Annotated in this window: 18 protein-coding genes; 10 read left to right on the forward strand and 8 right to left on the reverse strand. The window is 66.4% G+C overall.

Features of this window, described 5'->3' with window-relative positions; genetic code table 11:
- The first annotated feature begins 54 nt into the window (after positions 1–54).
- Positions 55–978, forward strand: coding sequence for a M14 family metallopeptidase (locus BMZ17_RS06890; protein WP_093137492.1), 924 nt, complete (start codon positions 55–57; stop codon positions 976–978).
- Between the two features lie 13 nt (positions 979–991).
- On the opposite strand, the gene BMZ17_RS06895 is transcribed toward BMZ17_RS06890, so the two are convergent.
- Together BMZ17_RS06895 and BMZ17_RS06900 are read right to left on the reverse strand one after the other, a co-directional pair.
- The gene (locus tag BMZ17_RS06895; RefSeq protein ID WP_217645733.1) at positions 992–1,609 is read right to left on the reverse strand and encodes a histidine phosphatase family protein; all 618 of its coding nucleotides are present in this window, start codon (positions 1,607–1,609) and stop codon (positions 992–994) included.
- Between the two features lie 475 nt (positions 1,610–2,084).
- Positions 2,085–3,014, reverse strand: a complete 930-nt coding sequence (locus tag BMZ17_RS06900) for a LysR substrate-binding domain-containing protein (protein WP_093137496.1) — start codon at positions 3,012–3,014, stop codon at positions 2,085–2,087.
- Positions 3,015–3,124: 110 nt separating this feature from the next.
- Here BMZ17_RS06900 and BMZ17_RS06905 point away from each other — a divergent pair, with 110 nt between their 5' ends.
- The 4 genes from BMZ17_RS06905 (at position 3,125) to BMZ17_RS06920 (ending at position 8,549) form a co-directional block, all read left to right on the forward strand.
- Positions 3,125–4,219, forward strand: coding sequence for a tartrate dehydrogenase (locus tag BMZ17_RS06905; RefSeq protein ID WP_093137498.1), 1,095 nt, complete (start codon positions 3,125–3,127; stop codon positions 4,217–4,219).
- Positions 4,220–4,415: 196 nt separating this feature from the next.
- Positions 4,416–5,750: a glycerate kinase type-2 family protein gene (locus BMZ17_RS06910; protein WP_217645734.1), complete on the forward strand. Its 1,335-nt coding sequence runs from the start codon at positions 4,416–4,418 to the stop codon at positions 5,748–5,750.
- Positions 5,747–7,171: a pyruvate kinase gene (pyk, locus tag BMZ17_RS06915; RefSeq protein ID WP_217645735.1), complete on the forward strand. Its 1,425-nt coding sequence runs from the start codon at positions 5,747–5,749 to the stop codon at positions 7,169–7,171. The genes BMZ17_RS06910 and pyk overlap by 4 nt, the downstream gene beginning before the upstream one ends.
- 55 nt (positions 7,172–7,226) lie before the next feature.
- Positions 7,227–8,549 (forward strand): MFS transporter, encoded by a 1,323-nt coding sequence (locus BMZ17_RS06920; RefSeq protein WP_093137500.1) that lies wholly within the window; start codon positions 7,227–7,229, stop codon positions 8,547–8,549.
- A 220-nt stretch (positions 8,550–8,769) separates the two neighbouring features.
- Here the strand turns inward: BMZ17_RS06920 and BMZ17_RS06925 are convergent, their stop codons facing one another.
- Positions 8,770–10,212 (reverse strand): NAD-dependent succinate-semialdehyde dehydrogenase, encoded by a 1,443-nt coding sequence (locus BMZ17_RS06925; protein WP_093137502.1) that lies wholly within the window; start codon positions 10,210–10,212, stop codon positions 8,770–8,772.
- Positions 10,213–10,585: 373 nt separating this feature from the next.
- Between BMZ17_RS06925 and BMZ17_RS06930 the strand changes: the two genes are divergently transcribed.
- On the forward strand, positions 10,586–11,614 hold the full coding sequence (locus BMZ17_RS06930; protein ID WP_093137504.1) for a Kelch repeat-containing protein: 1,029 nt from the start codon (positions 10,586–10,588) through the stop codon (positions 11,612–11,614).
- A gap of 53 nt (positions 11,615–11,667) precedes the next feature.
- Here the strand turns inward: BMZ17_RS06930 and BMZ17_RS06935 are convergent, their stop codons facing one another.
- The 5 genes from BMZ17_RS06935 to BMZ17_RS06955 form a co-directional block, all read right to left on the reverse strand.
- Positions 11,668–12,483, reverse strand: a complete 816-nt coding sequence (locus BMZ17_RS06935; RefSeq protein ID WP_093137506.1) for a MipA/OmpV family protein — start codon at positions 12,481–12,483, stop codon at positions 11,668–11,670.
- A gap of 52 nt (positions 12,484–12,535) precedes the next feature.
- On the reverse strand, positions 12,536–12,901 hold the full coding sequence (locus BMZ17_RS06940; RefSeq protein WP_093137508.1) for a hypothetical protein: 366 nt from the start codon (positions 12,899–12,901) through the stop codon (positions 12,536–12,538).
- A 416-nt stretch (positions 12,902–13,317) separates the two neighbouring features.
- Positions 13,318–13,602: an EF-hand domain-containing protein gene (locus tag BMZ17_RS06945; RefSeq protein ID WP_254775194.1), complete on the reverse strand. Its 285-nt coding sequence runs from the start codon at positions 13,600–13,602 to the stop codon at positions 13,318–13,320.
- Positions 13,603–13,749: 147 nt separating this feature from the next.
- Entirely contained in the window at positions 13,750–15,057 is a 1,308-nt protein-coding gene (locus BMZ17_RS06950) for an ATP-binding protein (RefSeq protein WP_093137510.1), read from the reverse strand.
- Positions 15,054–15,773 carry a response regulator gene (locus BMZ17_RS06955; protein WP_093137512.1) on the reverse strand — a complete coding sequence of 240 codons (720 nt, stop codon included), beginning with the start codon at positions 15,771–15,773 and terminating at the stop codon, positions 15,054–15,056. The genes BMZ17_RS06950 and BMZ17_RS06955 overlap by 4 nt, the downstream gene beginning before the upstream one ends.
- A gap of 291 nt (positions 15,774–16,064) precedes the next feature.
- Between BMZ17_RS06955 and BMZ17_RS06960 the strand changes: the two genes are divergently transcribed.
- The 4 genes from BMZ17_RS06960 to BMZ17_RS06975 are packed head-to-tail and all read left to right on the forward strand — an operon-like array spanning position 16,065 to position 24,766.
- A complete protein-coding gene (locus BMZ17_RS06960) occupies positions 16,065–17,207 on the forward strand; it encodes an efflux RND transporter periplasmic adaptor subunit (RefSeq protein WP_254775195.1) in 1,143 nt (380 codons plus the stop codon).
- A gap of 9 nt (positions 17,208–17,216) precedes the next feature.
- Positions 17,217–20,261 carry an efflux RND transporter permease subunit gene (locus tag BMZ17_RS06965; RefSeq protein ID WP_093137515.1) on the forward strand — a complete coding sequence of 1,015 codons (3,045 nt, stop codon included), beginning with the start codon at positions 17,217–17,219 and terminating at the stop codon, positions 20,259–20,261.
- Positions 20,262–20,264: 3 nt separating this feature from the next.
- Positions 20,265–23,333, forward strand: a complete 3,069-nt coding sequence (locus BMZ17_RS06970; protein WP_093137517.1) for an efflux RND transporter permease subunit — start codon at positions 20,265–20,267, stop codon at positions 23,331–23,333.
- Positions 23,330–24,766, forward strand: a complete 1,437-nt coding sequence (locus BMZ17_RS06975; RefSeq protein ID WP_254775196.1) for an efflux transporter outer membrane subunit — start codon at positions 23,330–23,332, stop codon at positions 24,764–24,766. The genes BMZ17_RS06970 and BMZ17_RS06975 overlap by 4 nt, the downstream gene beginning before the upstream one ends.
- The last annotated feature ends 104 nt before the right edge of the window (positions 24,767–24,870 follow it).

Genomic DNA, 24,870 nt, shown 5'->3' on the forward strand with positions numbered 1-24,870 from the left:
GACGCGATGCCGGCATGCGAAAATCGCGTCGCCTTTTCCACGCGAGCGCTCTCCATGCCAGCAGACACTTCCTTCTTCCCGATCGGCACGCCCGGCCAGCCCTGGGGCGCACAGGAAAAGGCGCAGTGGCGTGCGATGCAGACCGTCAAGCGCAGCTACGCCGATGAGGTCGTGCGCCGCATCGAGCAGCTGGGCGATCGCTTCGAGGTCTCGCAGTACGGCCAGCTGGATTACGGCAGCGAGCAGTTCCCGCTGTTCTGCCTGCGCAGCCGCCAGTGGGATGACGCGTTGCCCGTCGCCCTGGTCACCGGCGGCGTGCACGGTTACGAAACCAGCGGCGTGCATGGCGCGCTGCAGTTCGTGGACAAACACGCTGAAGCCTATGCCGGTCGCATCAACCTGCTGGTCGCCCCTTGCGTGAGCCCGTGGGGCTACGAGCGCATCCAGCGCTGGAATGCCGAGGCGATCGATCCCAATCGTTCGTTCCGTACGCCCAGCCCCGCCCAGGAATCCGCGGCGATCCTGGCGCTGGTCGCGCCGCTGGACGGGCGGGTCGTCATGCACATCGACCTGCACGAAACCACCGACAGCGACGAGTCCGAGTTCCGCCCCGCATTGGCCGCCCGCGATGGCGTGGCCTATGAGCCGGACAGCATCCCTGATGGCTTCTACCTGGTCGGCGATAGCGAGAATCCGCAGCCGGCCTTCCAGCAGGCGGTGATCGCCGCGGTGGCCAAGGTCACCCATATCGCGCCGGCCGATGCGCAGGGGCAGATCATCGGCTCGCCGGTGGTTGCACCGGGCGTCATCAACTACACGCTCAAGCGGTCCGGCCTGTGCGCAGGCGCGACCAACGCGATTTACACCACGACCACCGAGGTCTACCCGGACAGTCCGCGCGCCACGCCGCAGCAATGCAACGACGCGCAGGTCGCCGCAGTGTGTGCAGCGCTGGATTACGCGCTGGCCAATCCCTGAGGTCGTCGCGCCGTCAGGGCGCGACGTTCCAGCGCTGGATCACGGGCGTCAGGCCGTGACGGGCATCCAGCGCCAGGATGCCCAGCGTCGCCGGGTCCAGGATGAAGTGCCGGCCGATGCCGATCGGTTGGCCCAGCCAGCGCGCCGTCAGCACGCGGCCGAAGTGTCCGTGCGAGAACACCGCGACATTGCCCGACAGGCCCTTGAGCTTGTGGACGAGTCGATCTGCGCGCGCGGCAACTTCGTCCGGCGTTTCGCCGCCCGGGCAACCATCGCGCCAGATGTCCCAGTCCGGGCGTTCGGCCAGGATCTCGACGGATTTTCGGCCTTCGTCATCGCCGTAATCCCACTCGGCAAGATCCGGCTCGGTGCCGACCAGCGCGCCGAGCCCTGCCAACACGCAGGTGTCATGCGCACGCCGGCGCGGACTGCTGAGCACTTCGCTGAAGTCCACGTTCGTCAGCAGCGGTGCGAGTTCGCGCGCCATCTGCTCGCCGCGGTTGGTCAGGGGAATATCGCTGCGCCCGGTGTGCTTGCCCGAGCGCGACCATTCGGTCTCGCCATGCCGGATCACGAAGATGCGCAGCGAAGGATCGACAGGCGCGGCGGACGAAGAATCGGAAGCGTTCACGTGCAGGCATCGCGGGGCAGGGCGCATTAGCGTGACACAGCAGCGTGGGATCGGCATGACGTGATGGCGCGCAACGCGATCACATCCGCGCAGGCGCTAGAACAGCGCGAGTTGCGCCAGGGACGATGCGCGGATCATGCGACGCGGCGCGCGTGCCTTTGGGGCGGCGCTACGTGCGGCCGGCCGCGAAGCCTGCGCGCTGCGCGACGCCTCATTCACTGCACGTGTCGATGCCACGCCTGCGCCCTGCATCGGGTTGAGAAGCTCTGCGGACCACAGATCCGGTTGCATGAGGCTGGCTTGTCGCGGGTGCACTGGTCTGCCGTCGAAACGATGCCGGGCTTGCGTCTTGCGCGCATGCCCATTGAGCGGGGCGGCGAAGGATAAAGAGTCGAAGATCGCCTCACAATACTTACGTGTGCGATGGAGTGATCGGGCCATCATCTGAGCGCGGGCTCGCTGACAAGCTGCGCCGCTAGGCCTTGCGAATCGGCTGCGAGCTTTTCAGATCCTGCGCGATGAAATCCACGAACGTCCTGATCCGGTTGGACAGCTGTCGGCGCTGCGAATAGACGGCGAAGATGTCGGCGTTGGGCGTGTCGTACTCGGGCAGCACCTGCACCAGCGCTCCGTTCTCCAGGTATTGCCGGATGTCCCACTCGGCGCGCATCAGAATGCCGTGGCCATCCAGTGCCCATTTGACCGCGATCTCGCCGTCGTTAGTCGCCAGGCCGCCGTTGATGCGCACCGAGCGCGTCTTGCGCGCACTGCCCCGACCGGTGCTGAGATGCCACACCCCGTAGGCTTCGTCGCCCTGGCGGATGCCGATACAGCTATGTCGTGCGAGGTCGCCGGGCGTGCGCGGATGGCCACGGCGTTTGAGGTACGCCGGCGCCGCGCACAGCAGGCGTCGATTGGGTGCCAACCGGCGCGCAACGATGCGAGAATCCGGTGGCTCTCCGAAACGGATGCACACGTCGAACGAATCATCGGTCACCGGCGGCGGCGTCACCGAAAGCTGCAGCTGCACCGAGAGCTGGGGATGCTTCTCCACGAAGCGCGAGATCGCCGGCCCGACGAAACTGCGGCCGAAGCCAAGCGTCGCATTCACCCGCAGCAGCCCTTTGGGTTCTTTTTTCGAGCTGCCGATCAACTCGGACAGCGCATCGATGTCTTCCAGGATGCGGCGCGCGTGTTCTAGGTACAGCTCGCCCTCCGGACTCAAGGTCATGCTGCGCGTGGTGCGGTTGACCAGCGTCACGCCGGCGCGCTGTTCCATCGCGGAAAGGTGCTTGCTGACCGCGGCAGGCGTGAGGCCCAACTCGCGTGCGGCGGCGCTCAGGCTGCCGGCGGCAGCGAGCACGGAGAAGAAGGAGAGGTCGGTCGGCTGGACGGTTTCGGCCATCTTCGCTTGTGAAACAAAGTTAATAATGATTTAAGTCTAGCGCGATCTTTGCTGCAGTGCGGAGCCGATAAAGTCCTCGCCACTTTCAACGTTGAGCGGAGACAACAGACATGAAAACCTATCGGATCGCGACGATTCCTGGCGATGGCATTGGCAAGGAGGTCGTCCCGGCCGGCAAGGAAGTCATGCAGGCGCTGGCCAAGTACAGCAAGTCGTTTGCGTTTGATTTCGAGGACTTCGACTGGGGCGGCGACTACTACCGCAAGCACGGGTTGATGGCGCCAGTCGATGGCCTGGACGCGCTGCGCGACAAGGACGCGATCCTGTTCGGTTCCGCCGGTGACCCGGACATCGCCGACCACATCACGCTGTGGGGCCTGCGCCTGAAGATCTGCCAGGGCATGGACATGTACGCCAACGTGCGCCCGACCCGGATACTGGCTGGCATCGATGCGCCGCTCAAGCGCTGCACGGGCAAGGACCTAGATTGGGTCATCGTGCGCGAGAACTCCGAAGGCGAATACTCCGGCGTCGGTGGCCGCGTGCACCAGGGCTTTCCGATCGAAGTGGCGACCGATGTCTCGGTCATCACCCGCGCCGGTGCCGAGCGGATCATCCGCTACGCGTTCAAGCTGGCCCAGGCGCGCCCACGCAAGCTGCTCACCGTGGTGACCAAGAGCAACGCGCAGCGCCACGCGATGGTCATGTGGGATGAAGTCGCCGCCGAGGTGGCCAAGGACTTCCCCGATGTGACCTGGGACAAGGAGCTGGTGGATGCGGCGACCGCGCGCATGGTCGGACGCCCTGCGTCGCTGGATACAATCGTGGCGACCAACCTGCACGCCGACATCCTGAGCGATCTGGCCGCGGCGTTGGCCGGCAGCCTGGGCATCGCGCCGACCGCCAACATCGATCCTGAGCGCCGCTTCCCGTCGATGTTCGAGCCGATCCATGGTTCGGCGTTCGACATTATGGGCAAGGGCCTGGCCAATCCGCTGGGCACCTTCTGGTCGGTCTCGATGCTGCTGGAACACCTCGGCGAGCACGACGCCGCCAGGCTGGTGATGGATGCGGTGGAAGAGATCGCCTCCAACCCGCACCTGCACACGCGCGACCTGGGCGGATCGGCCACGACGGCCCAGGTGACCGCCGCAGCCTGCGACTTCATCGCCAAGTCCATGCAGGCCAGCGAACTGGCGGCGTAAACCACCGGCGCCAGGCACCGCGAGGTGTCCGGCCCTGATCTCGAAATAGCGAAAGACATTCGGCCGCCGGCCGGATCACGGGCAACTGTGCCCTGCGAAAAACGGGTGGAACGATGCGAACCATGATGCATCAGGGCATGAACTTGCGATGCGAGCGCGCGATGGATCTCCAGCGCTGCGCAACGGTGTACACGCGATGCGCGTGATGCCTCTACGCGCCGCCGATCCGCAGCCAGCGGTCGACATCCGGCCGCTGCTGACTGCACTGTTCAACACCGCGATCGAGGCGTCGCAGCCGGCGTTGCGGATTCCCGCATTCCTGCCGTCGCCGCCGAAAGGACGGACTGTGGTGATCGGCGCGGGCAAGGCCTCGGCGGCGATGGCGCGCGTGCTGGAGCAGCATTGGCAAGGGCCGCTCGAAGGCGTTGTCGTCACGCGCTACGGCTATGGCGTGGCCTGCGAGAAGATCCGCATCCTGGAAGCGGCGCACCCAGTGCCCGATCTGCAGGGACACGCCGCCGCACAGCAGATCCTGCAGGCCGTGTCCGGGCTGACCGAGGAAGACCTGGTGATCTGCCTGATCTCCGGGGGCGGCTCGGCCCTGATGCCGCTGCCCATGCAGGGCCTGGCGTTCGCGGACAAGCAGGCGATCAATACGGCCTTGTTGGCCGCGGGCGCCAGCATCTCCGAGATGAACTGCGTGCGCCGGCATCTGTCGGCGATCAAGGGCGGGCGCCTGGCCGCGGCCTGCCATCCGGCGCGCGTGGTCAACCTGGTGATCTCCGACGTGCCGGCCGATGACCTGAGCGATATTGCCTCCGGTCCGACCGTGCCCGACCTCACCACCTGCGCCGATGCGCTGGCCATCGTGCGTCGTTACGGTGTGTCGTTGCCGAGCGAGGTGCAGCAAGCGCTTGAGGCCGGCCGCAACGAAAGTCTCAAGCCTGGCGATGCGCGCTTGCCGCAGATCCAGACCCATCTGGTCGCCGCACCGCAGGCTGCGCTGGAAGCCGCTGCGTCGCAGGCACGCAAGGCCGGCATTGCGACCTACATCCTCGGCGATTCGATCGAAGGCGAGGCGCGCGATGTCGCTAAGGTCATGGCGGGCATCGCACTGCAGGTGCGTCGCCGCGGGCAGCCCTTCGTTGCCCCGTGCCTGCTGCTGTCCGGTGGCGAAACCACGGTGACCGTGCGCGGCCAGGGCCGCGGCGGACGCAATGTCGAGTTTCTGCTGGCGTTGGCCATCGCACTTGGCGGTGCCGCCGGGGTGCATGCCCTGGCCGGCGATACCGATGGCGTGGACGGTGCCGAAGAACTGGCCGGCGCCTACATCGGCCCGGACACGCTGGCGCGCGCACGTGCGCTCGGCCTCTCGCCTCAGCAATGCCTGGACGGCAACGACGGCCACGGATTCTTCCAGGCGTTGGGCGATTCGGTGATCACCGGGCCAACGCTGACCAACGTCAACGACTTCCGCGCCATCTACATCGCAGCGCCGGCGCCTTCCTTCCAGCAACAGGAGCACGCGTGAACATCCGTCGCGAACGCAACGCGAAGATCGTGGCGACACTTGGTCCGGCCACCAACGACCGCGAGATGATCGCGGCGCTCTTCCACGCCGGCGTGGATGTGTTCCGGCTGAACCTCAGCCACGGCCTGCAGCAGGACCACGCAGCACGCGTGGCGATGATCCGCGACCTTGAACGCGAGGCGTGCCGGCCGGTCGGCATCTTGCTGGACCTGCAGGGGCCAAAGCTGCGTATCGGCACCTTTACCGATGGGCCTGTCCAGCTGGCGGTCGGTGCCGTGTTCCGGCTGGATCTGGACACCGCCACGCCGGGCGACATCACCCGGGTCGCGTTGCCGCATCCGGAGATCCTGTCGGTGCTGGTGCCTGGCGCGATGTTGCTGCTCGACGATGGCCGCATCCAGCTGCGTGTGGAAACGTGCGCGGCGGACTTCGCCAAGACCGTGGTCGTGGTCGGCGGCAGGCTTTCCGAGCGCAAGGGACTGAACGTGCCCGGCGTGATGCTGCCGATCTCTGCTTTGACCAAGAAGGACCGCGCGGATCTTGCCTTCGGCCTCGGGCTTGGGGTGGACTGGGTCGCGCTGTCGTTCGTCCAGCGGGTGGAGGACCTGCTGGAACTGCGCGAACTGGTGCAGGGCAGGGCGGCCATCGTCTCGAAGCTGGAAAAACCAGCCGCCATCGATGCGCTCGATGCCATCGTCCAGCACAGCGATGCGGTGATGGTGGCGCGCGGCGACCTGGGCGTGGAAATGCCGGCGGAGCAGGTGCCGTCGATCCAGCGCCGGATCGTGCGCACCTGCAGGCGATTGGGGCGGCCGGTGATCGTGGCCACGCAGATGCTCGAATCCATGGTGTCCGCCCCGACGCCCACGCGCGCCGAGGCGTCGGACGTGGCGACGGCAATCTACGACGGCGCCGATGCGGTGATGCTCTCGGCCGAATCGGCCAGCGGCGCGCATCCGGTCGAAGCAGTACGCGTGATGGATTCGATCATCCGCCACACCGAACGCGACCCGTACTACCGCGACATCATCACCAGCTCGCATACCGCGCCGCGTGCCGAGACCGCTGACGCCATCGGCTACGCCGTGCGCCATGTCACCGGCCTGCTCAACGCCGCGGCCACCGTGGCCTACACCAGCTCCGGCTACTCGGCGATCCGCATGGCCCGGGAGCGACCGGCCACGCCGATCATCGGCATGACCCCCGACAACGCCGTCGCCCGGCGGCTCTCGCTGGTGTGGGGCGTGCATCCGGTCATCTGCGAAGAACTGCTCGACGCGCAGGAAGTCAGCGACCGCGCGTGCTCCACCGCCAGGGCGCAGGGATTCGGCACGACCGGGCAGACCGTCGTGATCTCGGCCGGCATGCCATTCGGAACACCAGGGACCACCAACGTGATGCGTATCGCGCAGATCCAGTAGCACTGCGCGCGGCGCATCGACATCCACTGATCAATGTTCGCTTGAGGAGGGGAACATGACTTCAGATATCGAATCCCGCACGATGAAGCGGGTGGCATGGCGCATCATTCCGTTCGTCATGGTGCTGTACTTCATCGCTTTTCTGGACCGGGTCAACGTCGGCTTCGCGGCCATCCACATGAACGAGGACGTGGGCCTGTCGCCCTCGGTGTTCGGCCTGGGCGCCGGCCTGTTCTTCGTCGGCTATTTCCTGTTCGAAGTGCCTTCCAACCTGGCGTTGAACCGCTTCGGTGCCAGGATCTGGATTGCTCGCGTCATGATCACCTGGGGCATCCTTTCGGCGGCGATGGTGTTCGTGCAGGGCTCGATGAGCTTCTACGTGCTGCGCTTCCTGCTGGGCGTGGCCGAAGCCGGCTTCTTCCCAGGCATCATTCTCTACTTGAGCTTCTGGTTTCCGGCGCGTCGGCGCGCGTCGGTCACGGCCTTGTTCATGGCGGCGGCGCCCATCTCCGTGGCGATCGGTTCTCCGCTGTCCGGTGCGTTGCTGGAAATGGACGGACATCTGGGCTGGAACGGCTGGCAGTGGATGTTCCTGATCGAAGCCATTCCCGCGGTGATCCTCGGCGTCGTCGTGCTGTTCTACATGACCGACAAGCCGGAGAAAGCCAAGTGGCTGGCCGATGACGAGCGTGCCTGGCTGACCAAGACGATGGAAGAAGAGCGCGCGGCCAAGGCCAGCGCGGGAGCGAGCCACAGTATCTGGAAGGGCCTGAGCGATCCGCGCGTGCTGGCTCTGTCTGCGGTGTACTTCGGTACGTCGGCGGGTCTCTATACGCTCGGGATCTGGGCGCCGCAGATCATCCATTCGCTGGGCCTGACCACCTTCCAGACCGGCCTGTTGAATGCGATTCCCGCAATCGTGGCGGTGGTGGCGATGTTCTTCTGGGCGCGCCATTCGGACAGGACCGGCGAGCGCTCTTGGCATGTGGTGGTCGCCTGCCTAGTGGCCGCAGTGGGCTTGTACTTGGCCGGCTTCGCGGTAGGCCTGGCGGCTGTGGTTGCCGCGCTGGCATTGGTCAACATGGGTGTGAGCGCGTCCAAGCCGCCATTGTGGAGCATGCCGACACTGTTCCTGTCCGGTTCGGCCGCTGCGACGGGCATCGCTACGATCAATTCGATCGGCAATCTGGGTGGCTTCGTCGGCCCTTCGGTGATCGGCTTCATCCTGGAGCGCACCGGCAGCTATCGCTGGGGGCTGATCTTCGTCGGCACGCTGCTAGTCGGCTCGGCCCTGATCACCTACCTCCTGACCCGCGGACAGCAGCGTAAGCAGGCCCGGGACAACGCCGCAGTCTCGGGCGTGCAGCTCGCCAAGTAGGTTCTGGGCCGGCGCGATGCGGAAGAGAATCGCCTGATCCTGCAGTACAAAGTGGCGCTATGGCGGGGCAGGGCTGACTGAGTCGGCAACGACCGCGATGCTGAATTCGCTGCGTCAACGCAGGCACACGGCGATCATTGTCCCGCGCAAAAAAAAGCGGCGGTCATGCACGTGCATGACCGCCGCATGGAACCCCTGGCTTACGCTTCAGCGCACCGACTTAAGCCGCCGTGATGCTCACGGTCTTGGTGTTCAAGTACGCCTCGACCGCTTCCGGGCCGCCCTCGGAGCCGTAGCCGGAATCCTTGACGCCGCCGAACGGCAGTTCCGGTGCTGGCAGCGCCGGCTGGTTGATCCACAGCATGCCGGTCTCGACCTGATGGGTCAGCAGGTGCGCGTTCTTGATCGAGCGGGTGAACGCGTAGGCCGACAGGCCGTAGGGCAGGCGATTGGCTTCGGCAATGGCGTCTTCCAGCGTATCGAAGCCACGCACCGCGGCCACCGGGCCGAATGGTTCGTCGTTGAATACCGAGGCATCCAGCGGCACGTCGGCCAGCACGGTCGGCGCGAAGAAGTTGCCGCTGCTGCCCACGCGTTCGCCACCGGTGGCGACCTTGGCGCCCTTGTTGCGCGCGTCCAGCACCACCTGTGCCATCGCGTCCAGGCGACGCGCGTTGGCCAATGGGCCCAGCGTGGTGCCGGCGTCCAGGCCGTTGCCCAGCGTCAGCGATTCGGCATGCTTGACCAGCGCTTCGGTGAAGGCCTGCTTGATGCTGTTGTGGACCAGGAAGCGGGTCGGCGAGATGCACACCTGGCCGGCGTTGCGGAACTTGGCGCCGCCGCTGGCCTTGACCGCCAGTTCGACGTCGGCATCCTCGGCGACGATCACCGGCGCGTGGCCGCCCAGCTCCATCGTGGCGCGCTTCATGTGCTGGCCGGCCAGCGCTGCCAGCTGCTTGCCGACCGGCGTGGAACCGGTGAAGGTGATCTTGCGGATGACCGGATGCGGGATCAGGTAGGACGAGATTTCGGCCGGATCGCCGAACACCAGGCCAACCGTGCCGGCCGGCACGCCAGCATCGACGAAAGCCTTGATCAGCGCGGCCGGCGAGGCCGGGGTTTCTTCCGGCGCCTTGACCAGGAACGAGCAGCCCGCGGCCAGCGCCGCGCCGAGCTTGCGCACCACCTGGTTGATCGGGAAGTTCCAGGGCGTGAATGCGGCCACCGGACCGACCGGCTCCTTGATCACCAGCGCCTGAGCGGCCAGGTTGCGCGAAGGCACGATGCGGCCGTAGACGCGGCGGCCTTCATCGGCGAACCACTCGATGATGTCGGCGCCGGCGGCGACTTCCACGCGCGCCTCGGCCAGCGGTTTGCCCTGTTCCTGGGTGAGCAGGGCAGCGATCGCGTCCGCCCGCTCGCGCAGCAGCGCGGCGGCGCGACGCATGGTGGCCGCGCGTTCGTGTGCCGGCGTGTTGCGCCAGGCCTTGAAGCCCTGGCTGGCCGCGTCGAGGGCCCGATCCAGATCGGCCTTGCCGGCATGGGCGACGGTGCCGATGACCTGACCGGTGGCCGGGTTCAGCACGTCCAGCGTCTTGCCGCTGGCGGCATCCACCCAATCGTTGCCGATTAGGAGTTGGGTGTTGGGATAGGAGGTCGACATGGAAAATCCGTCGCATGAAAAAGGGGCGATCAGGATAGTGAGGCGATCCGAAGGGCGGGATGAATCCGACCGGGCATCGGCAGAAAGCTGCGTCCCGGCTCGTTTCGAGGATGTCCCATGTGCCTGCAGAAAAAGCGTCAAAAAAAATGAGTCCTGCATCTCCAGGACCGGAGACGAGTCTGGGGTCATGCGCGATGAGGTCGGCCAGTGCATCGCCAACGATTGCTCTGGAATACGCCAGCAGCGCGTTGAACGTCGGTCCGAGTTGTAATGCTGGGCGCGTGAGATGCCAGGCCAGCGCATGACATGAGCTGGCAGGATAAGGGCCAAGGCGCTGGCGACCGTCGCGCATGCCTTCCAACGGAGATCCCAGATGCGCGTCCTGCTGGCCACATCCACCCTGTTGTTCTTCGCGCTCTCGGCGACGATGCCAGCGGAAGGGGCTGAAACCTCAAGTTTGAAGAGACAAGAAATCGCCGATCCAGATGGTGCGGGCGCGCTTACATGGAGGAGCCTTGCACCGCGCGGAACGCCAACGGCGCGCCACGAAAGCAGCTTCGCCGAAGCAGGCGGCAAGGGCTATTTGTTCGGAGGGCGTGGCGATCGGCCGCTGGAGATCTTCGATGCTGCGACAGGCGCGTGGACGATCGGCGCCAAACCGCCGTTGGAGATCCACCACGCACAAGCCGTAGGCTTCGCTGGGCGGGTATTTGTTGTCAGTGCGTTGACCGGTCCGTTTCCTGAAGAGGCTTCGTTGCGCCATGTGCTGATCTACGACCCGCGTACGGATCGCTGGTCGAACGGCCCCGAGATTCCCAAGGAACGTCGTCGCGGCGCGAGTGGCGTGGTCACCCACCAGGGGCTGATCTACGTCATCGGCGGCAACACGCGCGGCCATAACAGTGGCTACGTGCCGTGGCTTGATGTGTTCGATCCCGCCACCGGGACATGGACGCCGCTGAAGGACGCGCCGCGCGCCCGGGATCACTTTCAGGCGGTGGCCCACGACGGAAAGCTCTACGCGGGCGGTGGGCGCAGGTCTTCGTACGACACCGGCCAGCCGCTCGCGCTGACCATCAGCGAGCTGGATATCTACGACATCGGTTCCGGGACGTGGTCAACGGCGACTGCGCCGCTGCCCACCAAGCGTGCGGGCACGGCTGCGGCACTGGTGGGCGGCAGTGTCGTAGTGATCGGGGGTGAGAGCGATGCGCATGTCCAGGCGCATGCCGAGGTCGAGGCCTATGACATCGCACACGCCCAGTGGCGCACGCTTCCCGCATTACCGGTGGGCCGGCACGGAACCCAGGCGGCCGTGATCAGCGGCGACCTGCATCTCGTGGCCGGCAGCGCCAACCGGGGCGGTGGCCCGGAACTCAACGATCATTGGGTATTGGACTGACGTGATCGATCCGTCCCGCGAGCAGGGACGCCGGCGGCATCGCCGGGCCGGCTTTAGAAGTGGCGGGTGAGGCCGATCATCAGCGAGGTCACGCCATCGGTATCGGGCTCCACCAGCGGGCTGTCCTGGAGCTCGTCGGGCAGCTGGCTGTAGCTGAGCCGGCTGACCACGCCCCAGCCGTTGCCCAATGCATAGGCGAAATCCACGCTTGCGCGCGCGAAGGTGACGGCGCCGGGGCTGTAAGCAGTGACACCGCGAGCGACTTCTTCGTCGGAGATGCCGTAGTAGTAGTTGGCCAGGTCGTCCGAATAGCGGGCGACGCCAATGCGGGGCGTGATGACCCCGGTGCCAACGCGGATCGGGAAGCCATAGTCTGCGGAGAGCTCATAGCCTTCGCTGGCGTTGGAGACATCGGTCTTTGCGCCGACGCGCAGGATGCCAGCGGGGCCACGCCACTGGGCGGCAAGGCCTGCATCGATCCCGCGGTCGCGGTCGGAGAGTTGCGACTTGTCGATGCCGTTGCGCGCGAGTTCCGCGCGGCCGAAGTCATCGGCATCGATGCCGTCGGTGCGCACGCTCAATTCCGCATCAAGGGTGAAAGCCCGGCTGTTCAACAGGTGATAGCCGCCGGAGAGCCCGCGTACGTAGAAGCGCTCGCCGCCATAACTGATCAACGGGAAGGGCAGGGTGCGGTGATCTTCGCCGGCGTAGGGACTGTCCGTGACCAGCGCGCCCAGGCCGAATGACCACCCGCGTGCATTGGATGCTTCGGTGGCGGGTGCGGGGGCGGAATCATCGCCTTGTTGTGCGAAGGCCGGCGCGCAAGCCAGGACCAGGGCGGAGAAGATCAGTCGCTGTGATGTATTCATGGTGTTTCCGCTTTGAGTAAGTGAGCCGCTTCTTGAGTGGCCGAAGGTCAGTTCAGCAACGACGCCCCGATGCACGCTTATCTGCCTGCTTGCGAAGGGCCTGCTGCCTGTTGGGTTGCTGTTGTTCTGCGAGCCACGCCATGCGCGCCTTGAGGACGATCAGGAGTTGATGGGCATCGCTGTCGCGAATCAATTGGGAGGAACGCTTCGCTGCGTGCAGGAAGGCGTCCTGGAACACGTCTTCGCCGCTGCGGATGTGGGTGAGGTAGCGTGAGTACCCCAGCACCACCAATGGCCAACAGTCACCGAAACTGCCGATCTTCATCACCGCCGAATGGCTGGAGAACAGATCGAGCCAGTACCGCTGCTCTTCGTCCAGGTCAATGAACGCGCACACGTGGCTGGCTTGGCCGTGCACGTCGAGCTCCTTTGTGGGTCGCAGCTTTGGAAGGCGGCACGCGTGGGCGGACGAGATCGAGTCGGACCGAATCGATTCGCCATGAGGCCCACGCCCTGAAAGGTGTGCCCCTGCAGTGCATGCGCAGGGTGTAGCGGAGCACGCCCGGTGGCTCGGTCTTGCTTGCGGTGTCTCCGTCTGTCGCGATGCGTGGCGATGACCGCGCGGGCGAAGGGCTGGTCGCGCTCTGTGCCGCGCTCATGGGACGGGGCTTGGCGCGTCGTGGGCGCTTGGTCGTTGCCGGCAGCGCTGGGGCTGCCGCAGGTTGCTTCTTTGCCATCGGAACACTCCTGGCGGATGGAACAGGACCCCGCTCGCCGGACCGGGGGAGAGGACAGGCGATGCCTGGGCGAGCGGGGAGGGAACGGCTTGCGCGCTTAGCGCGAGCGGCCAGCGGCCTGCTGCTGGGCGAAGGCGCGCAGCTGGTCGAGCGTGACGTAGCCATTGCCGGCCAGATCGATCTTGGAGAAGTTCTTGGCGATGCGCGGCATGCCCTGTTTGGCTTCAGCTTCGGTCAGCTTGCCGTCCTGATCGGCATCGGCCTGCTTGAACTTCTCAGCGACCTGCGCGGCGGCCTGTTCGGGATCGCCGCCACCCAGTTGGGGTGAGGCGAACGCCAGGCCGGGCAGGGTCAGCAGCGAGGTCAGAATCAAAATGCGCATTGGGGTTGCTCCTATCGTCATGGAAGTCCGGCCGGAGGTGTTCCGGCGCGGTGAGTCCATGCTAGGAAGCGCGCCGCTGCGAGGTGTTGCCTGCTGTACGGTGGATGTTTCAAACCCTGACAAGTGCAGGCCGTGTATAGCCGGTCTTCAGGCAAACGCACTCTGGATGGGCAGCACCAGCGTGGCCCGCAGGCCGCCATCCCTGGGCGATTTAAGTTCCAGCCGACCGCCATGCACGCGTGCGAGTCGATCGACGATGGCCAGGCCCAGCCCGGTGCCGCCGTTGCCCGAACGCGCGGCATCGGCACGCGTAAACGGCCGGCGCAGATGCTCGATCTGGTCCGCGGGAATCCCCGGGCCACGGTCGCGCACGCTGATGGAGATGTGCTCACCCAGTAGACGCGTCTCCACGGTCAAGCCTTCCTTGCCATAGCGCGCTGCGTTCTCCATCAGATTCGCGATCGCCCGCTGCAGGACCAGGGCGCGCATCGGCACCGTGCGGATGGCCGGATCCAGGAACAGCGCGAACCAGCTGCCGCTTTCTTCGAACTCTGCCGAGAGCTGCTTGATCAGCGTGTTCACCTCGACCAGCGTGGGGGCTTCATCGCCCTCGGTGCGGCCGAAGTCCAGGAATTTTCCCAGGATGTGATCGATCTGGTTGATGTAGACGCTGGCGCCTTTTTCATCCAGCTGTCCCATGGCCAGCGCCAGGCGGAGTTTGGTCAGTGGCGTGCGGATGTCATGGGAGATGCCGGCCAGCATCAGGGAGCGCATGCTGTCGTTGCGCTCCAGGTTCTCGGCCATCCAGTTGAACTGCTGGGTCACGGCAGAGAGTTCGCTTGGGCCCGCCTCATCCAGCCTGTCTGGCGTATAGCCGCTGCCAACCGCGTGTGCGGCGCGCTGGAGCTGTCGCAATGGGCGATTGATGCGACGCTGGATGAGCCAGGCGGCCAGCAGGTTGAGGCTGGCCAGGAAAGCCGACACACCGGCGGCCACGGTCATGGCGCGATTCCGGAGCTGTGCCTGCAATGGCAGCACAACCCAGTACTGCTGGCCTTCGACCTGCATGCGCACCATGGCGCGGCCGTCCTCAGCCACCATGGGGCTGCTGTCAGGCGGGAGCTGGTCGGCAAGCCGGGTCACGAAATCCTTCAGCAACAGGCCGCCGTCCGCTTCTGAAGCGGGGATCGCATGAGGGGACTGGGTGACGATCTGCAGCCCGCCGGCCCCGTTGATGCCGGCGATGGTGGCGTCACGCTCAACCGCGGACAGCCGCGAGAGCATCAGGTGCTGGGTATTGATCTGCGAGGCCACCAGGCCTGCCAGGCTTTCTGCACGCGGCCGTTGCACCAGCTGGTAGAAGACCGCGAAGACCGAGAGCTCCAGCGTGACGGTCAACGCCATGAGCAGCAGGAAATTGCGCGCGAACAGCGAACGAGGCCAGAGCGTCTTCATTCGGAAGCATCTGCGACGAACATGTAGCCCACGCCCCAGACCGTGCGGATGAAGCGCGGATTGGAAGGGTCCTCCTCGATCTTGCGGCGCAGGCGCATGACCTGGACGTCCAGGCTGCGATCCAGCGCTTCGTATTCACGGCCACGCAGGCGGTCGAGCAGGTGCTCGCGACTGAGCGGTCGCCCGGGATTACCAGCCAGCACGCGCAGCAGCTGGAACTCGGTGCTGGAAAGCTGCACGACCTCGTCGTCGCGCAGCACCTCCATGCGCGTCAGGTTGAGCACGTAGGGACCGAAGCGGATGACGTTGCTGCCAGCCCAGTGGCCGTCGCCGGCGCCCATCGATTGCCGGCGCAGCGCCGAGTTCAGGCGCGCGATCAGTTCGCGCGGATCGAACGGCTTGGCGAGGTAGTCATCGGCGCCCATCTCCAGGCCGATGATCCTGTCGATGGCGGCGCCGCGTGCGGTCAGCATCAGGATCGGGATGGTGCTGCCTTCCGAACGCAGCCGGCGACAGATCGACAGTCCGTCTTCGCCCGGCATCATCAAATCGAGTACCAGCGCATCGAAGGGCTCGCGGCGCAGGCGTTCGTCCAGTTTGTTGGCCGATGCCAGTGCCTGCACTTCGAATCCGTGCTCGGTCAGGTAGCGGCGCAGCATGTCGCGCAGTTCGAGATCGTCATCGACGATCAGGATGCGTTGTGGCCTGTCTTTCACGTGAACTCCCGGAGTGGATTGGGCGGGATTCTTTGCGGATCAACGGGCGCTTGCAACCTGTCGAAGAAATTTCGCAAAGGCCTGAATTCACCGCAAAACCAGGCGCCACGGGCGTTTGCGGGGAGGTTCGGCATGGAGGCTGTTACCGCTTGTTACAAAGTCAGCGCACTTTGAAGCGGACCAGGCCGCCGTGCTTCGTACCATGCGGCCCGCAACGACGTCTCCACATGCCATCCCCGATGCGGGAACCGGCCAGGCGTCGATCTTCTCCCGATTCCCTGGTGACTTCCTGTGAAGAACAAACGCTGGCGCCCCTGGGTGCTGACCGTCGTGATCCTGCTCGCTGCCGGTGTGGCGATCCTGTTGATCGTGCACCGCCAGCCTGGCGATACCGACACGAGCAAGCCGCTGGTGGTGCGCACGGCGCCGATCGCAGCCGGCGATGTCCCGGTCTATCTGGATGCGGTGGGCACGGTGACCCCGTTCTCGACGGTGACCGTGCGCACGCAGGTGCAGGGCACGCTGGCATCGGTCGCGTTCAAGGAAGGGCAGGTCGTTCGCAAGGGAGACCTGCTGGCGACCATCGACGACCGTGCGCTGCGCGCGCAGCTGGATACGGCAGAAGGCGCGCTGGCGCGCGATCGCGCCCAGCTGGCCAACGCGCGCCGCGACCTGGCGCGCATGCAGGCCATGGTCGACATCGGCTCGGCCTCGCGCCAGCAACTGGATTCGCAAGACACCGCGGTGCGCCAGGCAGAAGGCGTGGTGAAGTCCGATGCCGGCTCGGTCGAGAACCTGCGCGTGCAGTTGGGCTATACGCGCATCGTGGCGCCCATGGACGGCGTCGCCGGCTTGCGTGCGGTCGATGCAGGCAACCTGGTGTCGCCCAGCGATGCCGACGGCGTGGTGACGTTGACCAGCCTGTCTCCGACCACGGTCAAGTTCGCGCTGCCGATCGACCAGGTGTCGCAGGTGGTCGACGCACGTGGCGAGGGCGCGGTGGACGTGGAAGCCTTCGATCGCGATGGCGGCAAGTCATTGGCCAAGGGTGGCCTTGAGGCCATCGACAATCGTGTGGATCAGGACACCGGAACCGTGATGCTGCGTGCACGCTTCGATGATCCCAACGGCGTGCTGTTTCCCAATCGTTTCGTCAGCGCCCGCATCCATGTGCAGACGCTGCGCGGCGCGATGACCGTGCCGCTGGCGGCGATTCGCCATGGCAGTGACGGGGCGTATATGTTCGTGGTGCGTGATGGCAAGGCGCACCTGCAGGCGGTAACCCTGGGCCCGACGCAGGGCGAGCAGGGCGCGATCAGTGCCAAGGGACTGGCGGCCGGGACGCAGGTTGCGGTCGAGGGCATCGATGCCCTGGAAGACGGCGTCGACGTGCGCGTGGCCGGGCAGCTGCCGGCCGGACAGCAGGCGCGCTGAGGGCGCGGCATGAACGTCTCCCGCGCTTTCATCCAGCGGCCGGTGGCCACGATCCTGCTGATGGTCGGGGTGCTGTTGGCCGGCCTGATCGGCTATCGCGCGTTGCCGATCTCGGCCCTGCCCGAAGTCGATTACCCGACGATGCAGGTCTATACCGAATATCCGGGTGCCGGCCCTGACGTCACCGCCGACACCATCACCGCCCCGCTGGAGCGCCAGCTCGGCCAGATCGCGGGCCTGGACAAGATGCGCTCCAGCAGCGCCAATGGCGCTTCGGTGATCACCCTGCAGTTCGGCCTGTCCACCTCGATGGACGAGGTGGAGCAGGAAGTGCAGGCAGCCATCAACGCGGCCAAGGCGCGCCTGCCGGATGACCTGCCGTATCCGCCGGTCTACAGCAAGGTCAATCCGGCCGACACCGCGGTGCTGACCCTGGCGATGCATTCCTCGCTACTGCCGCTGACCGACGTGCGTGAGCTGGCCGAGACGCGGGTCTCGCAGAAGATTTCGCAGATGTCCGGCGTGGGCCTGGTCACCGTCAGCGGCGGCCAGCGTCCTGCGGTGCGCGTCACGGTCGATACCCGCGCACTGGCCAGCCACGGCCTGACGCTGGCCGCCGTCGATAGTGCGCTGGCGGCGGCCAACGTCAACATGCCCAAGGGCACCATCGACGGTGCCACGGTGTCCTACGCCATCGGTGCGAACGACCAACTGGTCGATCCGGCACAGTACGCCGCGCTGGTGCTGAGCTGGAAGGACGGCGCGCCGCTGTTCTTGCGCGATGTCGCCACCATCGGCACCGGCGCCGAAGACGCGCGCCAGGCGGCGCTGTCCGGCGACACGCCCTCGATCCTGATCAGCATCCAGCGCCAGCCGGGCGCCAACGTCATCGAGACCGTCGACGGCGTGCTGGACGCCTTGCCTGCGCTGTCGTCTTCGTTGCCGGCCTCGGTGGACATGCAGGTCCTCAGCGACCGGACCGACACTATCCGCGCGTCGGTCCATGACGTGCAGGTCGAGCTGGCCATTGCCATTGCGCTGGTGGTCGCGGTGATCTGGATGTTCCTGCGCAATTGGCCGGCCACGCTCATCCCCGGCATTGCGGTGCCGCTGTCGTTGGTGGGCACGGTGGCGGTGATCTACGCGCTGGGCTTCAGCCTCAACAACCTCACGCTGATGGCGCTGACGGTCGCGACCGGTTTCCTGGTCGACGACGCGATCGTGATGATCGAGAACATCAGCCGGCACATGGAATCTGGCAAGTCGCGCATGCAGGCCGCGCTGGACGGCGCGGGGCAGGTGGGCTTCACCATCGTCTCGCTGTCACTGGCCCTGATCGCGGTGATGATCCCGCTGCTGTTCATGGGGGACGTGGTCGGGCGCTTGTTCCGGGAGTTCGCAGTGACCCTGTCGGTGGCCATCGTGGTCTCGGCGGGGGTGACGTTGACCCTGGTGCCCATGCTGTCGGCGCGCATGCTGCAGCCGGCGGCCGGGCATTCGAGATCCGAGCGCCTGTTCGAGCGGATCGAACGTGGGTACGCCCACCTGTTGCAACGCCTGATGCAGCGCCGGCTGGCGGTGATGGTGGTGGTCCTGATCGCCACCGGCCTGACCGCGCTCACGCTGGTCGCGCTGCCCAAGGGCCTGTTCCCGGTCCAAGACACCGGCATGTTGCAGGGGGCGCTGCAGGTTGATGCGCAGGCCTCGTTCGCGCGCATCCAGCAGCGCCAGCAGTCGGTGGCGAAACTGATTGCGGCTGACCCCGCGGTGGAAAGCGTGTCGGTCACCGTCGGCGTCGGGCAGACCAACACCGCGTTGGGCACCGTGCCGATGCTGATCCGGCTCAAGCCCGATGGCGATGGCAGCACTGCGGTGGCTGCGCGCCTGGGCGGCAAGGCGCGTGAGGCGGGCATGGTGCTGAACCTGCGTCCGGTCCAGGACCTGACGCTGGACAGCCAGTCTTCGGCGATGCCGTACGCGATGGGGCTTGAAGCCACCGACCGCAAGCTGCTGGGCGAGTGGACGCCCAGGCTGATGGCGGCGATGAAGGCCGACCCGATGTTCGCCGCGGTCGACAGCCAGGCCTCGCGCCAGGGCCTGCAGGCGCGCCTGGACGTGGACCGGGTGATGGCCTCGCGCCTGGGCGTGAGCATGCAGGCGATCGATGCGGAGCTGTATGCCGCATTCGGCCAGAGCCAGGTCTCCACCATCTATACCGATCTGAGCCAGTACCAGGTGGTGCTGGCCGCGACCGGTGGTATCACCGATGTGCGCGATGCACTGCAGCGCGTCCACGTGGCCGGCCGCGATGGCACGCCGGTGCAGCTGTCCACGCTGGCGACGGTCAGCGTCATGCCGTCGCCGGTGACGCTGGAGCGACAGGGCCAGTTCCCTTATGCGGACATCGGCTTCGATCTCCAACCCGGGATCGCGCTGGGCGATGCACTGCCCAGGCTCAAGCAACTCGGCGATGAGATCGGCATGCCGCCGTCCATCACGCCACACCTGGAAGGCACCGCCGGCAGTTTCGATGGCGCCATGTCCGGGCAGGCCATCCTGATGATCGCCGCGGTGCTGGTGGTCTACCTGGTGCTGGGCATGCTGTACGAGAGCTTCATCCATCCGTTGACGATCCTGTCCACGCTGCCGTCGGCCGTGCTGGGCGCGCTGTCGGCGCTGCTGCTGGCGGGCCTGCAGTTCGACGTGATCGGCACCATCGGCGTGGTGCTGCTGGTCGGCATGGTGATGAAGAACGCGATCATGATGATCGACTTCGCACTGGAGCTGGAGCGCGAGCACGGCCTGTCGGCCGAACAGGCCATCCAGCGCGCCTGCGAGCAGCGCTTCCGCCCGATCCTGATGACCACGCTGGCGGCATTGCTGGGCGCGTTCCCGCTGGCGTTCGGGGGCGGCATGGGTGCCGAGCTGCGCCAGCCGCTGGGCCTGGCGATCATCGGCGGACTGGTGGTCAGCCAGCTGCTGACGTTGTTCTCAACGCCGGTGATCTACCTGCTGCTGCACCCGGCCGAACGCGCCCTGGCGCGCCGGATCTGAGCCATGGCGATCGATCTCTCGGGGCCCTTCGTCCGCCGCCCGGTCGCCACGACGCTGCTGGCCATTGGCATCACGCTGCTGGGCATCCTGGCCTTTCGGATGCTGCCGGTGGCCTCGCTGCCGGAAGTGGAGTTCCCCACCATCCAGGTCACCGCCAACCTGCCTGGTGCCGATCCGGACACGGTCGCCAGCTCGGTGGCCACGCCGCTGGAGCGGCAGTTCAGCTCCATCGCCGGCATCACCGACATGACCTCGGTCAGCTACACCGGCTCGGTGCGCATCGTGATCCAGTTCGACCTGGATCGCGACGTCAACGGTGCCGCGCGTGATGTGCAGGCGGCGATCAACGCCGCGCTCAGCCGCCTGCCCAGCGATCTCAATGGCGTGCCGACCTATCGCAAGGTCAATCCCGCAGAAGCCCCGGTGATGGCGCTGGCCCTGACCTCGCAGACCGATGGCATTCCGCAGCTCTACGATGCGGCGTCCACCTTGCTGCAGCAGAAGCTGTTGCAGACCGAAGGCGTGGGCGATGTGCAGGTCGGCGGCGGCGCGCTGCCGGCGGTGCGCGTGGACCTGGATGGCCAGCGCATGCGCCAGCAGGGCGTGAGTCTGGAACAGGTCCGCCAGCTGCTGGTCGGCGCCAATGCGCGCGGCGCCAAGGGCAACCTGCAGGTGGGCGACGACGACTACGCCATCACCAGCGACGACAGCCTGCAGCAGGCCGAGCGCTATCGGCCGCTGGTGGTTCGCGACAACGCCGGGGCCGTCACCCATCTGTCGGACCTGGGGACGGTCACCGATTCAACCGAGAACATCCGCAGCTATGGCCTGATGAACGGCCAGCCAGGCGTGGCGCTGATCATCAGCAAGCAACCCGGTGCCAACGTGGTGGAGACCGTCGACCGGATCCGCGCACAGATCCCGGAGCTGCAGGCCGTCGTGCCCGCCACCATGCACCTGGACGTGCTGCTGGATCGTACCCAGACCACGCGCGCGTCGCTGCATGAAGTCGAACTCACCCTGGTGATCTCGGTCCTGCTGGTGATCGCGGTCACCGCGGCCTTCTTCCGCGACTGGCGGGCGACCCTGGTGCCGGCCGTCGCCGTGCCGCTGTCGCTGCTGGGCACCTTCGCGGTGATGTGGGCGCTGGGCTACAGCCTCAACATCCTGTCGCTGATGGCGTTGATCGTGGCGGCAGGATTCGTGGTCGACGATGCGATCGTGGTGGTCGAGAACATCATGCGCCACCTGCAGATGGGCAAGAGCCGGGTGGACGCCGCGCTGGATGGCGCGCGCGAGGTCGGCTTCACGGTGTTCTCGATCAGCATCTCACTGGTGGCGGTGTTCATTCCGCTGCTGCTGATGAGCGGCCTGGTCGGGCGCCTGTTCCGCGAGTTCTCGGTGACGCTGGCTGCGGCGGTCCTGGTGTCGATGGTTGTCTCGCTGACCATCACGCCGATGATGAGCCGCATGCTGCTGCGGGCCAAGCCTGGCGGCGATCAGGGCCACGGGCATGGCGTCTCGGAGCGAAGCGTCTACGCCCGGACCTTGCGCTGGACCCTGCTTCGTCCGCGCCTGATGGCCTGGATCACGGCCGGCGTCGTGATCGCAGGGCTGGCGGTGTTCGTAGTGATGCCCAAAGGGTTCTTCCCGCAGCAGGACACCGGCTTGCTGCTCGGTCAGGTCTACGGCCCGCAGGACAGTTCCTTCGCGCAGATGCGCACGCGCTTCACCGACGTGGTGGCCAGGATCCGCAAGAACCCGTCGGTCGATCAGGTGATCGGCGTGATCGGCGCCAGCACGGGCAGCGCCTCCAACGCAGGCGCCCTGTACGTCACGCTCAAGCCGCTGGGTGAGCGCGAGGACAGTGCCGATGCGGTGATCGACCAGCTTCGCGGCACCTTCGCCGACGAGGCCGCGATGCAGGTGACCCTGCAGGCGGTGCAGGACATCGGGGTCGGCGGCAGGCAGGCGGCGGGGCAGTACCAGTACACCTTGGCCGCCGACCGTCTGGACGTGCTGCAGGAAGCCGTGCCGCGGGTCGAGCAGGCGTTGAGGCGACTGCCGCAGATCACCGACGTCAGTTCGGACCTGCAGGACGGCAGCCTGAAGGCGCAGGTGGAAGTGGACCGTGCCGCCGCCTCGCGCCTGGGCGTGTCGCTGCAGACGATCGACCAGGCCCTGTATGACGCCTTCGGCCAGCGCCAGGTCTCCACCATCTACCGGGAAATGAACCAGTACCACGTGGTGATGGGACTGACGCCGGAGCAGGCGGGCGATCCACGCACGCTCGAGCAGATCCATGTCAGCAGCGATGCGAGCGACCAGCTGGTGCCGTTGTCGGCGGTGTCGCACTGGTCGGAAAAGAAGACCAGCATTTCCCAGTCGCACCAAGGCCAGTTCCCGGCGGTGACGCTGTCCTACAACCTCAGTCCGGGCGTGTCGCTGGGGCCGGCGCAGCGCGCCGTGCAGCAGGCCATCGATGGGCTGCACCTGGACCCGGCGATCAAGCCGCAGGCCGCCGGCAGCGCCAAGGAATTCACCAACACGCTCAAGGCAATGCCGCTGCTGATCCTGACGGCGCTGCTGGCGGTCTACATCGTGCTGGGCATGCTGTACGAGAGCTTCCGTCATCCGCTGACCATCCTCTCGACCTTGCCCTCGGCCGGCATCGGCGCGCTGGTGGCGCTGGCGATGTGCGGTTTCGAGTTCAGCATCATCGCGTTGGTCGGCGTGATCCTGCTGATCGGCATCGTCAAGAAGAACGCGATCCTGATGATCGACTTCGCGCTGCAGGTCGAGCGCGCGGAAGGACGCTCGCCGCAGGAGGCGATCCTGCGCGCGAGCCTGGTGCGATTCCGCCCGATCATGATGACCACGCTGGCCGCGCTGCTGGGCGCGGTGCCGCTGGTGATCGGTGCAGGCTACGGCTCCGAATTTCGCCGCCCGCTGGGCGCGGCCATCATCGGCGGCCTGATGCTCAGCCAGTTGCTGACGCTCTATTCGACACCGGCGATCTATGTGCTCATGGATCGGTTCGGCGCCTCACGTTCCAACAGGAATCCCTCATGACTTCTCGAATTCAGATGCGGCCCAGGCGCGCCGTCCTGGCCTGCGTGTTGCCGCTCTTGCTCGGCGCCTGCGCCGTCGGCCCGGACTATGTCCGTCCTGACCTGCCGGTGCCCGAGCATTTCCAGGAAGGCGCCACAGTCTGGAAGCGGGTGGGCGCACAGGACGCTGCCATCGGCGATCCCCAATGGTGGCGTGCCTGGCACGATCCCGAACTGGATCGCCTGCAGCTGCAGGCCCAGGCCGCCAACCCGTCGATCGCCGCGGCGGAGGCCGCATGGCGCCAGGCGCAAGCGGCCATCGGCGAAGCGCGCGCAGCAGGCCGTCCCCAGGTCAGCGCCGGCGCAACCCAGACGCGCAGCCAGAACCAGATCGCGGCACAAGGCCTGGAGGCCGCGGAAGACGGCAACATCCGCCAGACCGCCCAAGGCCAGCTCACCGCGAACTGGGAGCTGGATCTCTGGGGCAGGGTGCGCCGATCCGTCGAGGCACAAGGCGCCCAGGCCCAGGCGTCGGCACAGGACCTGGCCGCGCAGCGATTGAGTATTGCCACGACGCTGGCCTCCACCTATTTCTCTGTGCGACAGGCCGAAGCGCAGATCGCGCTGCTTGCCGAGCAGACGCAGGCAAACGCAGCGTTGCTGCAGATGACCGAGGCGGCCTATCGCTTGGGCACCGCCTCGCCCAATGATCTGGTCCAGGCGCGCAGCACGCTGGACAGCAGCAGGATCAACGCCGAAGCCGCGCAGGCGGCCTACGCCAAATACCAGCACGCTTTGGCGGTGCTGACAGGCCTGGCGCCTTCGGCATTCACCCTGGCGCCGCAGCCGGCGTACCGCTTTGCTGCGCCCGCACCGCCGGAAGTGCTTCCGGCGGACCTGCTGCTGCGCCAGCCCGAGGTCATGGCCGCCGAAGCCCATGTGGAAGCGGCCAATGCCAACGTGGGCGTTGCCAAGGCCGCGTACTTCCCCAGCCTGGGTTTGTCGGCCAGTGGCGGCTATGTGGGCGGCAGCCTGTCGGAGTTGTTCGATGCGCCGCTGCGCGTCTGGTCGGCGGGTGGGCAGCTGCTGGGGACGATCTTCGACGGCGGCGCGCGCAAGTCGCAGAACCAGCAGGCACAGGCCGCTTACGAAGGCACCGTTGCGCAATACCGGCAGGCGGTGCTGACCTCACTGCAGAACACGGAAGACGCGCTCTCAGACTATCGCTACCAGGAGCGCCAGGCGCACTACGCCGGGCGCGTGCTGGAAGGGCAGGAGGAGGTATTCAAGCGCAAGCAACACGAGCTGGAGCTTGGCACGGCGACCCCGCGCGATGTGCTGGTGGAAAACCTCAGTCGCCTCGACGCCCGGCAGAATGCACTGGAAGCGCGTGCCGGGCTCTCGCAGGATTCAGTAGCGCTGTTCAAGGCGATCGGCGGCGGCTGGACGGAGTGACCTGAAGCACATGCGCCGCTTCGACCGGCCTGTGGTGCGTTGATTGGGGCGGTGTCTCGGTGGCGGTTGCAGCTTCAGTGCGATGGAATGAAACAACGGCGTGT

This window comes from Pseudoxanthomonas sp. GM95 (genome assembly GCF_900109775.1).
Lineage (GTDB): Bacteria > Pseudomonadota > Gammaproteobacteria > Xanthomonadales > Xanthomonadaceae > Pseudoxanthomonas_A.